The following is a 15,422-nucleotide window of genomic DNA, read 5'->3' on the forward strand; positions in this document are numbered from 1 at the left end:
GGTGACCGTTGATGCGTCGTGACGCTTCCGATGGAAAGCGCAACGCGTTGCGGGGGAGCGATTGCTTGCACGGTGTTCACGTCAAGCCGCCCGCCCCGATCCTTTGCCGGATACGCCGGCGTCAGTGCATCGCTACTTCGCGATGTACACCCCCGACGTCGGACACGTCCCCTGCGTATTCCCGTCCGTCACGAGCGACGCGGCGCTCGGAAACTGCGCGGTCGCGTTCGTCTGCACTGCGATCCACGCCTCGGTGAAATAGCTGACACCGTTGACCTTCGTGCATTTCAGCGACACCGCGCTGCGCGTGTTGCTGCCGAACGCGCCTTCGAACGCGGACAGCAACTGGTTGCGTGTCACGGTCGTGCCCGCATTCGCCTGCAGGTATGCGTTGAACGACGTGTTCGCGAGGCGGCTGACCATGCCGGTCGCCTGGTTCCAGTACGCATCGGGCGACGCCGCGTTCGAACAGGTGCCGTGCTTGAACCACTCGTGCTTGTCGAGGCACGACGCGACGCCCGGCATGTAGGTCGACAGCGTGTTGCGGGTCGCGGCGCTGATCGGGTACGCGTCCATGCTGCACCACTGGTGCGCGTTGTCGAGGTCGATGTCGCTTTGCGGCACCCCGCAGAAGAACGGCTGGTTGCCGTTGTAGTTGTTCGGCCACATCCCGTGCAGCGACAGGCTGGTCGCCGCGTACGAACCCGCGAGGTTCGTGCATTCGGGCGTATCGTGCGACGCGCAGAATCCCGGCTCCCACGACGTGGCGAGCAACAGGTAGTCGTAGCTGGTCTGCGCGCAGGCCAACGTCGCGGCAGTCGTCACGGCGAGCGCGGCCGCGGCGCGGATGAGCGTCTTGAACATGGCATTCCGTCGGAAAAGGCTCGCGGTCGCCGGATGCGCCGCGAGAGTGTTGTACGTCTGCCCGATTGTTGCTTGTGCAACGTTGCATGAATATGAACGGGCCCGACGCGCGGAGATGACGCGCATGCACGCGCTATCCGCCCGGCCGCTCCGCCGCCACGCACGCGGCGACGAGCCGCTCGACGTCCGCGATACCGAAGAACGGCCGGTGCGATCGTCCGAGGCGCACGACAACCAGCCGGCTCGACGGTACGACCACGATGAATTGCCCGAGATTCCCGAGCGCGTAGAACGCGTCCGGCGGCACGGACGTCATCAACGGCATGCCCGTTTTCTCGCCCGGCGCAGGCGTGGCACGCGTATCGCGCCGGTTGGCCCACCATCCGGCGCCGTAGTTCGTGCCGGCGCCCGGCGTCGTCGACCACCGCACCCAGCCGTCCGGCAGCACGCGCTTGCCGTCGATCACGCCATCGTCGAGGTAGAGCTGGCCGAAGCGCGCCCAGTCGCGCGCGGAAGCCAGCATGTAGTGCGCGCCAACCGGCGTGCCCGTCTCGTCCATCTCAAGCGTGACGTTGCGCATCTGCAGCGGCCCGAACAGCGCGCTGGCCGCAAACTGCTGGACCGCTTCGCCCGTGCCGCCGGCCGTATCGCGGACGATGCGCGCGACCAGGTGCGTACTCGCGCTGCTGTACGCCCATCGGGTGCCGGGCGCTGCGATCAATCGCGCGCGCGCCGCGAAGCCCGCCATGTCCGGCTCGTCGAAGAACATCCGGTTCGACGGATCGAAACCGCTGCCCGTCTCGTCCAGATCGAGACCGCTCGTCATCTGCATCAGCTGCGCGATCGTGATGTCTCCGCGCGGATCGCCATCGTGCTGCCACGCGGCCAGCGGCGCGCGCGCGTCGACCGACAGCCGGCCCTCGCGCACGAGGATGCCGACGAGCGCGTTCGTCACCGACTTGGTCAGCGAGTAGCCGAGGAGCGGCGTATCGGGCGCATAGCCCGGCGCGTAGCGTTCGGCCACGAGCTTGCCGTCGTGCAGCACCACGACCGCCTTCGTTCCGCTGTACGGTGGCGCCGCCGATTCGGAGAATGCGGCGTCGAGCGCCGCGTTCAGGCGCGGATCGGTCGTCTCGACCGGCGGCGGCTCAGCATGACGCACGACGCGCGGGAACGCCGCATCATCGACGCCCGCCGACGCATCCCGCGATGTGTACGTCAGCATGCAGCCGTACGCGCCGCGATAGACGGCGCGACTGCGGAAGCCGCCGAGAAACGTCGCCTGCACGGCTTGCTGCGTGCGGTCCACGTGATAGCGGATGCCCCAGCGCACCAGGCCGAAACCGGGCATCGGCGCGACGCCCTCGGCATACGCGCGGTCCGGATCGAGGCCGCTCACGAACGTCTCCGAGCACAGGTTGTGCGCGACCGTGCCGGTCGCCACATGCAGCGCGCGGTCGGGACCCGATCCGGCACAGCCGGCCATGCCGAAGCACAACGCAAGGATCGCGAAACGGCGTGGCACGGAGAGCGGGAGCATTCGGTTCATGAGGCGTTCGGGTACGCGGCAAGCGGGGATGTCGAAGGCGGCACGGACCGGCGCGAGCCGGTCGCGGCAAGCGGCTACCGCGCGCCGATTCTAAAGGCTATCGGTGACAGAATGCGCGTCACGGAGGCGCGAGGTACACGGCGGCACGGCCGCGCAACGGCCGCATCGTTAGGGCGCGTCGCGACACGGGGCGCGACCCGCCGCTCCAACAGCGAATGCGCTCCGTTCGACAACATCCGGCAAATGCGCCAGAATCATCGCCTCCGAGGGCGAAAGCCACCTTAACCGCGCTAGACGGAACAACGAAAAATGAAAACATCGATGATGCGCCGGCGCCTGCTGGCCGCCGGCATGATCGCGAGCAGCTTCGCGCTGTCCGGCTGTTTCACGTCAGACCTGTACGAACGGAAGGACAAGCAGTATCTCGAATCCGTGTCCGCGTTCATGATCACCGAAGACGGCAAGCAGCTCGTCGTGCTGGGCGAGCAATACCACTACATCTTCGACATGCCCGACAAGCTGCGGCCGGTGCTGTTGTCCGGCTACCGGAAATCGCTGCGCTCGTCGTTCTACAGCTTCTACGCCGACGGCAGCGCCGTGACGGGCCGTTACCAGACCGCGCTGCCGCGCAACGCATCTGCCGAGACCCAGCAAGCGGCCGCCGCCGACGGTTTCAAGGATGACGGGAACGGTCTCGCGCTCAACGGCGAGATCAGCGGCAAGCGCTATTCCGCCAACGGCTTCGCGCAGGTGCAGAAAACGGCCGCCCTGCCGTTCAACGAGCGCTACCAGGTCTCCATCACGGAACCGCTGTCCGCATTCGACAAGGGCCTTCGTTTGCTGGCGACGCCCGTCACCGTCGCGGCCGACGGCGTGCTCGTGCTCGGCGGCGTCGTGCTGCTTCCGGTCGCGCTCGTCGTGATCCAGGCACAAGGCGGCCTCCACATCCCCTGACCGTTCGCGACGCACGCGCCGACGCGACGGCCGCAACCGGAGCATCGACATGGCCGACCCGACGCTGCATTCGTCCCCGCTCGGCGCGCTGCTGAAACGCTGGCGGCTGCCGCGTCGCTTCATCCGTCACTCCGCGACCGCCGCCCGCCGCCGCGCGGGCGCGAACGCCAACGCGCTCGCCGTCGCCAGCACGGCCACGCCCACCGCGCCGTACACCATCACCCACCCGAAACCATGCACGAGCGCCGCGTGCAACGCGGCCCCCGACGGATCCGCACGCGCGAGTTCCGGCGCCAGCGCACGCAACCCGTCGACGCGTCCGGCGGCGATTTCCTGAGCGAGCGCGCGCAGCGCCGTGTCGCCGACGCCGCCCGCGACGCTCGCCTTCAGGCTCGCGACGATCCCCGCGACCAGCACGAAGCCCATCATCGCGATGTTCAGCGCGAGCGAAATCATCCGCGCGCTCATGTCGATGCCCGATGCCATCCCGGCGCGCGCGCTCGGCACCGCGCCTGTCGTCGTGTTGGTGACCGGCGTGTTCGTCAGACCGAGCCCGATGCCCGCAATCACGCAGCCGGGCAGCATCGTCAGCCAGTCGGCATGCGCGGCCCCGCTGCCGAGCCGCATCAGCGCGAAGCCCGCCGCGATCGTCAACAGCCCGCCCGGAATCACGACGCCCGGCCCGTGGCGCAGCGCCAGACGCTCGCCGAACGGCGGTGCGATCAGCGTCGGCAGCGTATACGCGAGCAATGCGAGACCGGCCGTCACGCTGTCGTAGCCGAGCCCGACCTGAAAGAAGATCGGCAGATAGATCATGAACGGCCAGAAGCTGAAGTTCATCCCCATCGAGCCGAAGATCGCGCCCGTGAACGCACGGATCCGGAACACCGAAAAGTCGAACATCGGTCGCGCGCTCCGGCGCTCGGCGAAAACGAATGCGGCAAGCGCGAGCACGGTCGCGCCGAGCACGCCGAGGCCGGCGTCGCTCGTCAGGCCGAGTTCGGCGCTCTGCGTGATGTAGAACGCGAGACCGAGCACCGCGAGCGACAGCGTGACGATGCCCGCGACATCGAGCGCGCCCGCGTGCGGATCGCGCGACTCCCGCACCGCGCCGCCGATCAGCGCGAGCGCGACGGCCGCAAGCGGCGCATGGACGAGGAACACCCACGGCCAGCTCGCGAGCGCGACGATCGCGCCGCCGACGATCGGCCCGAAGCCGAGCCCGATCCCGAACACGATCCCCCAGATGCCGAACGCGCGGCCACGCTCGCGGCCTTCGCGGAACTGATGCGACAGCACCGCGATCTGGCAGATCAGCATCGCGCCGCCGCTCGCGCCCTGCAGCAGCCGGCCCGCGACGAGCACCGGCACGTCCGGCGCGAGCCCGCACAAAAGCGACGTCGCACCGAACAACGCGGTGCCCGCAACGTACACGCGCTTGCGGCCGAAGCGGTCCGCGAGCGTGCCGGCCGCCATCAGTACGGTCGTGCAGGCGATCGTGTACGCGTTCATGATCCACTGCATGCCGTTGAAGTCGCCATGCAGCACGTGTTCGAGCGTCGGCAGGATCACCGGCACGCTCGAGATCTCGAGGCCGAACATCAGCGAAGTGAGACAGACGGCCGCGAGCGCGACCGCATTGCGGCGGGTGTCGGATAGCGTCATCGATTTTGCGGCGCCGCCCGGCGGCCGGACGGCGCACGCCTCCAGGGTCGAATAAGGCGTTCGCTGCGCGCGGCCGCGGCGTCGCACGCGATGAACGGGAATCGGTACTATAGTGAGAATTTAGTTCCCGATTGAATCACCGGATTCTCATGACTCGGGACCCAGAGGAACCAATCGGCGAGACCCGCAATGACCGACAAACTCGACGGTGTGACGACTTTCGTGCAGGTGGTGGAATCGGGCAGTTTCGCGGTCGCCGCGGAGCGGCTCGACATGACGCGCTCGGCGGTCGGCAAGTCGATCGCGCGGCTCGAGAAGCGGCTCGGCGCGCGGCTCCTGCAGCGCACGACGCGCAGCCAGAGCCTGACCGACGACGGCCAGGCGTACTACGACCGCTGCGTGCGCGCGCTCGCGGAGCTGGAAGCGGCGGAGGCCGATCTCGATTGCGGCCGCCACGAGCCGCGCGGCAAGCTCCGCCTGAGTGTGCCGCTCGCGTTCGGGCATCACTGCGTGACGCCCATCGTGCTCGACCTCGCGCGCACCTACCCGCACCTGCGGATCGACGTATCGATCACGGACCGCTTCGTCGATCTCGTCGAGGAAGGCGTCGACCTCGCCGTGCGAATCGGCACGCTTGCCGACAGCACGAGCCTCGCCGTGCGGCGGCTCGGCACGCAGTACGGCAGCCTCGGTGCGGCGCCGTCGTATCTCGCGCGCCACGGGATGCCGGCGACGCTCGACGCGCTGAAGGATCACCGGACGATCGCGTACTCGCGCGCGGGCGTGCCGCAGCCGTGGGACCTGCGCGCGCCGGACGGCTCGACCGTGCGCGTCGACATGCAGCACCAGCTCAGTTTCGACGACGTGCAGGCGATCGCGGCGGCTGCCGCGTCGGGGTTCGGAATCGCGTGGCTGCCGAGCTGGCTGCTCGCCCATTACGTGCGGCGTGGCGAGCTGGCCGTCGTGCTCGACCGCTGCTTCGTCTGCGAAGGGGACATCCACGCGATCTGGCCGAAGACACGCTACCTGCCGCGCAAGACGCGCTGCGTGATCGACGCGCTCGCGCAGCAGATTCCGCCGATGATCGAGCGATGACGGACGCGCGTTCGTCGTCCGGTTGCCGGCCGCTCGGGCATCCTGCCCGCCCGGAATGAACGATGCCGGTGCAACGCATCGCGTTCGCACCGGCATCGCCACGCCGCACGCTTCGCGGCGTGTTTGCGCGTCAAGCCGCGCCGAGATCGACGAGCGGATGCGCGAACAGCTTCCACGGCGACGTAAGGAAATGCCGCACGCGTTCCGCGCGCAACTCGACGAGCGACGCGGGCGCCCAGCGTGGCTTGCGATCCTTGTCGACGAGATGCGCGCGCACGCCTTCGCGGAAATCGCCGTCCTCGATCGCGCGCGCGACGATCCCGAGCTCCATCCGGAACGATTCGGCGAGCGTCATCTGCCGCCCGCGCAGCAGCGCCTCGCGCGTCACCGCGAGCATCGTCGGCGAATGGCCGCGCAATGCGTCGAGCGTCGCCTGCAGCCACTGCCGATGCTCGCGCGACAGCTCGTCGCGCGCGAGATCCTGCGCGAGCGTCGCGACGATCCGCTCGACCGTCGAGCGCTTGTCGAAGTGCCGGACGATCCACGGCATCTGCGTATCGAGCGCCGCGTGCGGCACGACGTTGCACGGCGGCTCGAACACCCTGCGCAGCGCGGCCAGCGCATCGCCGTCCCATTTCACGTTCTCGATGCGCGTCTCGAACGTGTCGAGCCACGACGACGGCACGCACAGGTCCGCGAGCTTCGCGGTGAGCGCATCGGCGCCGGACAGCATCGCGCCCGTCAGGCCGACGTACAGCTCCAGCTCGACCGGCATGCGCGACAGGAAATGCGTCGCGCCGACGTCCGGCAGCAGGCCGATGCGCGTCTCCGGCATCGCGATCTTGCTGCGCTCGGTCGCGACGCGCAGCGCCGCGCCCTGCGCGAGCCCCATCCCGCCGCCCATCGTCACGCCGTCCATCAGCGCGACGACCGGCTTCGGGAACGTATGGATCGCGTAGTCGAGCCGGTACTCGTCGACGAAGAACGGCAGCCACGTGTCGCGCTGCGACGCCATCCGGTACAGCGCGCGCACGTCGCCGCCCGCGCAGAAGCCCTTCTCGCCCGCGCCGCGCAGCACGACGGCGACGATCTGGTCGTCATCGCGGCAGCGTTCCATCAGCGCCGCCAGCTCGCGCACCATCCCGTGCGACAGCGCATTAAGCGCGGCCGGCCGGTTCAGCGTGATCAGCGCGACACGGTTCAGCACGCGAAACAGCACTTCGGGCGCGGCGTCGGCCAATGCGTCGTGCGTGGTCATCGGCGTGCTCATCGGTCTTGCTCTCCATCGGGTTGCCATTGCGGCGCGCGCTTGCCGAGAAACGCGGCGACGCCTTCGCGCGGATCGTTCGTGTCGAACAGGTCGACGAAGCGCTCGCGCTCGACCGCGAGCGCCGCGCTGCGCGGCACGCCGCGGCGCGCGAGGCCGATCAGTTCCTTGCTGAACGCCACCGCGTGCGGGCTCTGCCGCGCGACATTGCGCGCGAGCGTCAGCGCTGCGTCGCGCGATGCGCCCGTCTCCACGACCTCCTCGACGAGGCCGATCCGCAGCGCGGTCGCCGCATCGACGCGCGTGCCGGCGAGGATGATCTTTTTCGCCCAGCCTTCGCCGACGAGCCAAGGCAGCGTCTGCGTGCCGAGGCCGCAAGGCAGCAGGCCGACCGACGGCTCGGGCAGCGCCATCTGCGCATGCGTCTCGGCAATCCGCAGGTCGCACGCGAGCGCGCATTCGAGCCCGCCGCCCATCGCATAGCCGTTGATCGCCGCGATCGTCACGAAGCGCGCGTCGTGCAGCGCCTCGAACGCCGCGCCGAAGCGCGACGCCATCGCGCGCGCGACCGCGCGGTCGCCGTCGGCGAACGTGTTCAGGTCCGCGCCCGCGCTGAAGAACTTCGGGCCGTCGCCGGTGATCACGAGCGCGCGCACGCGCGGATTCGCATTGAGCGCGGCGACGGTTTCCTGAAGCTGCAGCAGGCCGTCTGCGGTAAAGGCGTTCGCCGGCGGACGCTTGAGTGTCGCGCACGCGATCGCACCGTCGTCGACGTAGTCCAGTTCGATCATCACGCGTCCTTCTTCGTTGACGGCTGGTACAGGCGGATCACCGCCGAGAAATCGAGCTGCCCGTCGCCGCGGCTGCTCATCGTCTGGTAAAGCTGCTGCGCGAGCGCGCCGAGATAGACAGGCTGGCGCGCCTGCTTCGCCGCGTCGTTCGCGAGGCCGAGGTCCTTCAGCATCAGGTCGGTGCCGAAGCCGCCCGTGTAGCCGCGCGACGACGGCGCAGTCTCGATCACGCCCGGATACGGGTTGTACGTATCCGAGCTCCAGCAGCGGCCCGTCGACGTGTTGACGATGCCCGCGAGCACCTTCGGGTCGATGCCGAGCGCGACGCCGAGCGACATCGCTTCCGACACGGCCGCCATCGAGATGCCGAGCACGAGGTTGTTGCAGACCTTCGCGACCTGCCCCATCCCGGTCGCGCCGCAATGGACGATGTTCCTGCCCATGCCGGCGAGCACCGGCTTCACGCGCTCGAAATCCGCGTCGCTGCCGCCGACCATGAAGGTCAAGGTGCCTGCCGCCGCGCCGCCCGTGCCGCCCGACACCGGCGCATCGACGAACGCGCCGCCGTGCTCGCGCACGAGCGCGCCGAACGCCTGCGCGCTCGCCGGGTCGATCGTGCTCGAATCGATCACCGTCGCGCCCGCGCCGAGCCCGGCCAGCACGCCGTTCTCGCCCGTCAGCACCGAGCGCACGTGCGGCGCGGCCGGCAGCATCGTGATCACGAACTCCGCGCCGGCCGCCGCGTCGCGCGGCGAGGCCGCCACCTGCGCGCCCGCGTCCTGCAGCGCGCGCAGCGCATCGGCGCTCAGGTCGAATGCATGCACTTCGTGGCCGGCTTTCAGCAGGTTCAGCGCCATCGGCGCGCCCATGTGACCCAGGCCGATAAATCCGATCTTCATCGCAGCCTCCCTTTCACTGTCAGTGCAGACGGATCGTCGTGTTCACATGGCCGACCGTCGCGTCGTCGTCGAACCAGCGCGCGGTGACCGTCTTCGTCTGCGTGTAGAACTGCACGACCTGCTTGCCGTACGGGCCGAGATCGCCGAGCTTCGAACCGCGCGAGCCCGTGAAGCTGAAGAACGGCACCGGCACCGGGATCGGGATGTTGATGCCGACCTGGCCGATGTCGATCTCGCTCTGGAACTTGCGCGCGGCCGCGCCGCTCTGCGTGAACAGCCCCACGCCGTTGCCGAACGGATTCGCGTTGACGAGCGCGATCGCGTCGTCGAGCGAGTCGGCTTCGAGCACGACGAGCACCGGCCCGAAGATCTCGTGCGTGTAGATCGACATGTCGGTATTCACGCCCGAGAAGATCGTCGGGCCGACGAAGTTGCCGTTCTCGTAGCCGGGCACCGTCACGCCGCGGCCGTCGAGTTCGAGCTTCGCGCCTTCCTTCACGCCGGATTCGATCAGCGACAGGATGCGTTCCTTCGCGGCCTTCGACACGACCGGGCCGACGTCGGTGCCGGTTTCCGCACCCGCGTTGACCTTCAACAGCTTCGCCTTCGCGACAAGGTCGGGCAGCCAGTCGCGCGCCTCGCCGACCAGCACCGCGACCGACGTCGCCATGCAGCGCTGCCCCGCCGCGCCGAAGCCGGCGCCGACGAGTGCATTGATCGTCTGCTCGCGGTTTGCATCGGGCAGCACGACCGCGTGGTTCTTCGCGCCCATCATCGACTGCACGCGCTTGCCGTTCGCGCTGCCGAGCTGGTACACGTGCGTGCCGACCGCGGTCGAGCCGACGAACGAGATCGCCTTCACGAGCGGATGCGTGCAGATCGCGTCGACGACTTCCTTGCCGCCATGCACGACGTTCAGCACCCCCTTCGGCACGCCGGCCTCGACCGCGAGCTCGACGAGCTCCATCGTCGACAGCGGGTCCTGCTCGGACGGCTTCAGCACGAACGTGTTGCCGCAGACGATCGCCATCGGGAACATCCACAGCGGAATCATCGCGGGGAAGTTGAACGGCGTGATGCCCGCGCACACGCCGAGCGGCTGGCGCAGCGTGTAGGTATCGACGCCGCCCGCGACGTTCTCCGCGAACTCGCCGAGCTGCAGCGAGCCGATCGAGCACGCATGCTCGACCACTTCGAGGCCGCGGAAGATGTCGCCTTCGGCGTCCGGCAGCGTCTTGCCCTGCTCGGCGGTCAGCGTCTTCGCGATCCGCTGCAGGTTCGTGCGCACGAGGTCCTGGAACTTCAGCATGATGCGCATGCGCGCGGCGATCGGCGTGTTCTTCCACGACGCGAACGCAGCGTGCGCGGCCTGCACGGCCGCGTCGACCTCGGCGACCGTCGCGAACGGCACGCGCGCGAGCACCTGCTGCGTCGCGGGGTTGACGATGTCGCGCCACTCTTTCGTGGCGGACTCGACGAATGCGCCGTCGATCAGCAGCTTGACCGTCGGCACGTCTTGCCCCGTCTGGGGCGTCGGATTCGCGTTCATCGTTTGACTCTCCTTGGGAGTGCCGCCGCGCGACGTCGCGCGCAGGCGGCTGGTTCGATGCGGTTGCGGTGGACAGGTTGCGGGCGCTGCGCCGCGACAGCGCGGTGCGCGCGGCCCGCGCTCAGGTCATTTCAGTTCGGCAGCAAAATCCTCTTCCCAGTATTCGCCGGGCATCCGGGCGGCCGGGTCGTCGCCGCGCTCGATCTCGCGGCGGCGCAACTCGACGCGGCGGATCTTGCCGGAGATCGTCTTCGGCAGATCCGCAAACTGCAGGCGGCGAATGCGCTTGTACGGCGCGAGCTTCTCGCGCGAGAAGCGGAAGATCTCGAGCGCGAGCGCCGGGCTTTCCTCGTAGCCCTGCCGCAGCGTGATGAAGGTCTTCGGCACCGCGAGCCGCACGGGGTCCGGACTCGGCACGACGGCCGCCTCGGCGATCGCCGGATGCTCGATCAGTACGCTTTCGAGTTCGAACGGGCTCAGCCGGTAGTCGGACGACTTGAACACGTCGTCCGCGCGGCCGATGTAGACGAAGTAGCCGTCGTCGCGGCGCATTGCGATGTCGGACGTGCGGTAGTGGCCGTCGCGCATCGCGTGCGCGGTCGCGTCGGGGTTGTTCGCATAGCCCTTCATCAGGCCGACCGGCCGCGCGACGTCCGGGCCGACCGGCAGCGCGACTTCGCCTTCGCTCACCGGCACGCCGTCCGGGTCGAGCAGTTCGATCGTGTAGCCGGGCAGCGGGCGGCCCATCGACCCGGCCACGACCGGCTGGCCCGGCGAATTGCCGATCAGGCAGGTCGTCTCGGTCTGGCCGTAGCCGTCGCGGATCGCGATGCCCCACGCCTTCTTCACGCGCTCGATGATCTCCGGGTTCAGCGGCTCGCCCGCGCCGACGATCTCGCGCAGCTTCACGTCGAACGACGCGAGCGGCTGCTGCACGAGCATCCGCCACACGGTCGGCGGTGCGCACAGCGTCGTCACCTGGTATTTGACGAGCGCGTCGAGCACGACCTTCGGCTCGAAGCGCGCGTAGTTGAACGCGAACACGCACGCCTGCGCATTCCACGGCGCGTAGAAGCAGCTCCACGCGTGCTTCGCCCAGCCGGGCGAGCTGATGTTCCAGTGGATGTCGCCAGGCTGCAGGCCGACCCAGTACATCGTCGACAGATGGCCGACCGGATAGGTGCGGTGCGTATGCTCGACGAGCTTCGGCTTCGACGTCGTGCCCGACGTGAAGTACAGCAGCATCGGATCGCCCGCGTGCGTGACGGCGTCCGGCTCGAACGCGGCGCTCGCCGCGTAGCCGTCGTTCATCGCGAGCCAGCCCGCGCGCGGCTCGCCGGCGACGATCTTCAACGCGAGGCCGAGGTCCGGCTGTTCGAATTTCGCGGTTTCGTTCTCGTCGACGATTGCATATTTCGCGCCGCCGATCTGCACGCGGTCGCGCACGTCGTCGGCCGACAGTTGCGTGGTGGCCGGCAGCACGATCGCGCCGAGCTTCATCGCGGCAAGCATCGCGTCCCACAGCTCGACGCGGTTCGGCAGCATCAGCAGGATCCGGTCGCCGCGCACGACGCCGATGCCGCGCAGCCAGTTCGCGATCCGCGACGAGCGCTCGGACATCTGCGCGAACGAATACGGGTCGCCCGTGCCGGTCGCCGCGTCGACGATCCACAGCGCGGGCTTGTCGTTGCAGCGCGCCATCACGTCGAAGTAATCGAGCGCCCAGTTGAACGTGTCGAGCACCGGCCACTGGAAATCGCGGTATGCGGTTTCGTAGTCGGTGCGATGGCGCAGCAGAAAGTCGCGTGCGTCCAGGAATGCCTGTACCGTCATCGTGTCGTCTCCTGTCTCCTGTCGACCGGAGCTAGCGCTTTAGCGCTTGCTCCGGTCCCATGCTTCGCGGTCTCCGTTCGATCGGAGCGGATGCCTTGGCGCTCATGTCGACGCGTTGCAAGACCATCGGCCGAACCCGGTGCTTCCGCCCCGGGTTCGGCCCCTTGCAACGCGTTCGAAGCTCGAGTGCTCGCTCCGCTCCGATGTCGCGCGGCGCGCGGTCACGTCGTTGCGTGCCGCGTTCACCGCGATACCCCCGTGCCAAGGCGGGCCGCCGTCAAGGCGACCGTCGCGGCTCAAAGCTGCCGCGCGATCACCATCCGTTGCACTTCGCTGGTTCCCTCGTAGATCTGCGTGATGCGCGCGTCGCGGTAATGACGCTCGACTTCGTAATCGGCGAGATAGCCGTAGCCGCCATGAATCTGGATCGCATCCGAGCACACGCGCTCGGCCATCTCCGACGCGAACAGCTTTGCCTGCGACGCTTCCGACAGGCACGGCAGGCCGGCCGTGCGCAGCTTCGCCGCGTGATGCACGAGCAGGCGCGCGGCGTTGATCTGCGTCGCCATGTCCGCGAGCTTCTGCTGGATCGCCTGATGCTCGGCGAGCGGCTTGCCGAACTGCACGCGCTCGCCCGCATAGCGGCGCGCCTTGTCGAACGCGGCGCGCGCGATGCCGAGCGCCTGCGCGGCAATGCCGATCCGGCCGCCTTCGAGGTTCGACAGCGCGATCTTCAGCCCTTCGCCGCGATTGCCGAGCAGGTTCTCCTCGGGAATCGCGCAGTTCTCGAACGTGATCGCGCACGTGTCGGACGCCTTGATGCCCATCTTCTTCTCGGGCTTGCCGACGATGAAGCCCGGCGTGTCGGTCGGCACGAGGAATGCGGAGATGCCGCGCTTGCCGGCGTCCGGGTCCGTGATGGCAAAAACGATCGCGATGCCGGCGCGCTGGCCGTTGGTCACGAACTGCTTCGCGCCGTTGAGCACCCATTTGCCGTCGCGCAGTTCCGCGCGGGTGCGCAGGTTGTGCGCTTCGGAGCCGGCCTGCGGCTCGGTCAGGCAGAACGCGCCGATCGTGCGGCCCGCCGCCATGTCGGCAAGCCAGCGTTCCTTCTGCGCGGGCGTGCCGAAACCGAGGATCGGCCCGCAGCCGACCGAGTTGTGCACGCTCATCATCGTCGCGCATGACGCGTCGCCGGCGGCGACCTCCTCCATCGCGAGCGCGTAGGCGACGTAGTCCGTATACGAACCGCCGAGCTCCTGCGGCACGATCATCCCGAGCAGCCCCAGCTCGCCGAGCTGCGCGACGACCTCGTCCGGCAGGTGCGCGTCGCGGTCCCACTGCGCGGCGTTCGGCGCCAGCACGTCGGTGGCAAAAGCGCGCGCGGCGTCGCGAATCATCCGCTGGTCTTCGGTGTAAAGCTCGTCCATGGCGCTGCTGTCTCCCGGCGGCCGCGCGTGGCCCGGCCGCAATATGTTTGGATGAAACTAGTGTAGGCAAGCGTGCGCAACTGTTCGATGCTCGCCGCGCTCAATTACACTGAGCGTTTTTGCCATAGCGGCGCCGTCGATGAAGCAGGAAGAAAAGGGAACCATCGCGATCAGCCTGGTCGCGTACAGCGTCGCGCTCGCGACGCGGCGCGGCGTCGCGGCCGAGCCGCTGCTCGCGCAGGCCGGCATCGCACCGGCGCTGCTCGACCAGCCGCGTGCGCGGGTGTCCGCGCAGCAGTACGGCGCGCTGTGGAACGCGATCGCGCGCACGCTCGACGACGAGTTCTTCGGCCAGGACCGCCACCCGATGAGGAGCGGCAGCTTCATCGCGATGAGCCAGGCGGCACTCACCGCGCGCGACGGCCTGCATGCGATGGCGCGCGCGGTGAACTTCATGCACTGCGTGCTCGACGACCTGCATGCGGAGCTCGACGCGAACCCGCAGCGCGTGCGGCTGCGCTTCGTGCACCGCAACAACGGCCCGGGGCCGGCGATGTTCACGTACGCGACCTATTTCATCATCGTGTACGGCCTCACCTGCTGGCTGATTGGCCGGCGCATCCCGCTGCTGCATGCGAGCTTCCGCTGCGACACGCCGCCCGCCGAGCATGAGTACCCGTCGATGTTCTGCGACGACATGCGCTTCAACCAGCCCGATTCGTATGTCGATTTCGATCCCGAATTCGCGGCGCTGCCGGTCGTGCAGAACGCGAAAACGCTGAAGACGTTCCTGCGCAACGCGCCGGCCAGCTTCATCGTCAAGTACCGCAACCCGAACGCGCTCGCGCAGCGCGTGCGCGCGGTGCTGCGCGGGATGCCGCCCGCCGCGTGGCCGGGCGCGTCGGAGATGGCCGTGCGGCTGCACGTGGCCGAGGCGACGCTGCGCCGCAAGCTGCACCAGGAAGGTCACGCGTACCAGTCGATCAAGGACGCGCTGCGGCGCGACCTCGCGTTCGAGGCGCTCGCCGATCCGTCGCGCACGATCGCCGACGTCGCCGCGGCGGCCGGCTTCGCGGAGCCGAGCGCGTTCTACCGCGCGTTTCGCAAGTGGAGCGGACGCAGCCCGGCCGAGTTTCGCGACGAGGCGCTGGGGCGCACGGCTGGGGCGCGCTGATTTCGCGGCTTCGGCAGCTTCGGCAGCTTCGGCAGCTTCGGCAGCTTCAGCGGCTTCGGCGGCTTCGGCGGCTTCGGCGGCTTCGGCGGCTTCGGCAGCTTCAGCGGCTTCAGCGGCTTCGGCGGCTTCAGCGGCTTCAGCGGCTTCAGCGGCTTCAGCGGCTTCGGCAGCTTCGGCGGCTTCAGCGGCTTCGGCGAGCTTTGTGACATCTGCAACACCGCCGCCCCGGCTGCGCCCGCCATCGCGCGTTCCGCAGAAACCGCATAATCCGCAGAAACCGCCTACTCTTTAAGCATCGGGCCAGCGCCCTTCCTGCGGACCGGACGGCGTGCGGCCGCGCGCCGCCCGGACG

13 protein-coding genes are annotated in these 15,422 nt (G+C 68.8%); 3 read left to right on the forward strand and 10 right to left on the reverse strand.

Features of this window, described 5'->3' with window-relative positions:
- Positions 1-132: 132 nt before the first annotated feature.
- Together ACV229_RS27655 and ACV229_RS27660 are read right to left on the reverse strand one after the other, a co-directional pair.
- On the reverse strand, positions 133-864 hold the full coding sequence (locus tag ACV229_RS27655; protein WP_448086292.1) for a ribonuclease T2: 732 nt from the start codon (positions 862-864) through the stop codon (positions 133-135).
- Between the two features lie 133 nt (positions 865-997).
- Positions 998-2,413 (reverse strand): serine hydrolase domain-containing protein, encoded by a 1,416-nt coding sequence (locus ACV229_RS27660; protein ID WP_448086293.1) that lies wholly within the window; start codon positions 2,411-2,413, stop codon positions 998-1,000.
- Positions 2,414-2,722: 309 nt separating this feature from the next.
- On the opposite strand from ACV229_RS27660, the gene ACV229_RS27665 reads away from it, so the two are divergent.
- Positions 2,723-3,367, forward strand: a complete 645-nt coding sequence (locus ACV229_RS27665) for a hypothetical protein (RefSeq protein ID WP_448086294.1) — start codon at positions 2,723-2,725, stop codon at positions 3,365-3,367.
- Positions 3,368-3,493: 126 nt separating this feature from the next.
- On the opposite strand, the gene ACV229_RS27670 is transcribed toward ACV229_RS27665, so the two are convergent.
- Complete coding sequence (locus tag ACV229_RS27670) at positions 3,494-5,032, reverse strand: MFS transporter (RefSeq protein WP_448086295.1); 1,539 nt, start codon at positions 5,030-5,032, stop codon at positions 3,494-3,496.
- A gap of 189 nt (positions 5,033-5,221) precedes the next feature.
- Between ACV229_RS27670 and ACV229_RS27675 the strand changes: the two genes are divergently transcribed.
- Complete coding sequence (locus ACV229_RS27675; protein ID WP_448086296.1) at positions 5,222-6,127, forward strand: LysR family transcriptional regulator; 906 nt, start codon at positions 5,222-5,224, stop codon at positions 6,125-6,127.
- Between the two features lie 130 nt (positions 6,128-6,257).
- On the opposite strand, the gene ACV229_RS27680 is transcribed toward ACV229_RS27675, so the two are convergent.
- The 6 genes from ACV229_RS27680 to ACV229_RS27705 all read right to left on the reverse strand — a co-directional run bounded on the left by ACV229_RS27680 (position 6,258) and on the right by ACV229_RS27705 (position 13,896).
- On the reverse strand, positions 6,258-7,397 hold the full coding sequence (locus ACV229_RS27680) for an enoyl-CoA hydratase/isomerase family protein (protein WP_448086297.1): 1,140 nt from the start codon (positions 7,395-7,397) through the stop codon (positions 6,258-6,260).
- Positions 7,394-8,185 (reverse strand): enoyl-CoA hydratase, encoded by a 792-nt coding sequence (locus ACV229_RS27685; RefSeq protein ID WP_448086326.1) that lies wholly within the window; start codon positions 8,183-8,185, stop codon positions 7,394-7,396. Before ACV229_RS27685 ends, ACV229_RS27680 begins: the two co-directional genes overlap by 4 nt.
- On the reverse strand, positions 8,185-9,084 hold the full coding sequence (gene mmsB / locus ACV229_RS27690) for a 3-hydroxyisobutyrate dehydrogenase (RefSeq protein WP_448086298.1): 900 nt from the start codon (positions 9,082-9,084) through the stop codon (positions 8,185-8,187). The genes ACV229_RS27685 and mmsB overlap by 1 nt, the downstream gene beginning before the upstream one ends.
- A 19-nt stretch (positions 9,085-9,103) precedes the next feature.
- Entirely contained in the window at positions 9,104-10,633 is a 1,530-nt protein-coding gene (locus ACV229_RS27695) for a CoA-acylating methylmalonate-semialdehyde dehydrogenase (protein WP_448086299.1), read from the reverse strand.
- A 126-nt stretch (positions 10,634-10,759) separates the two neighbouring features.
- Complete coding sequence (locus tag ACV229_RS27700; RefSeq protein WP_448086300.1) at positions 10,760-12,466, reverse strand: AMP-binding protein; 1,707 nt, start codon at positions 12,464-12,466, stop codon at positions 10,760-10,762.
- A gap of 296 nt (positions 12,467-12,762) precedes the next feature.
- Positions 12,763-13,896 carry an acyl-CoA dehydrogenase family protein gene (locus ACV229_RS27705; protein ID WP_448086301.1) on the reverse strand — a complete coding sequence of 378 codons (1,134 nt, stop codon included), beginning with the start codon at positions 13,894-13,896 and terminating at the stop codon, positions 12,763-12,765.
- 139 nt (positions 13,897-14,035) lie between these two features.
- Here ACV229_RS27705 and ACV229_RS27710 point away from each other — a divergent pair, with 139 nt between their 5' ends.
- Positions 14,036-15,070 (forward strand): AraC family transcriptional regulator ligand-binding domain-containing protein, encoded by a 1,035-nt coding sequence (locus ACV229_RS27710; protein ID WP_448086302.1) that lies wholly within the window; start codon positions 14,036-14,038, stop codon positions 15,068-15,070.
- Here ACV229_RS27710 and ACV229_RS27715 read toward each other — a convergent pair.
- A complete protein-coding gene (locus ACV229_RS27715; protein ID WP_448086303.1) occupies positions 14,986-15,279 on the reverse strand; it encodes a hypothetical protein in 294 nt (97 codons plus the stop codon). The genes ACV229_RS27710 and ACV229_RS27715 overlap by 85 nt on opposite strands.
- Positions 15,280-15,422: the final 143 nt, after the last annotated feature.

This window comes from Burkholderia sp. MR1-5-21 (assembly GCF_053427715.1).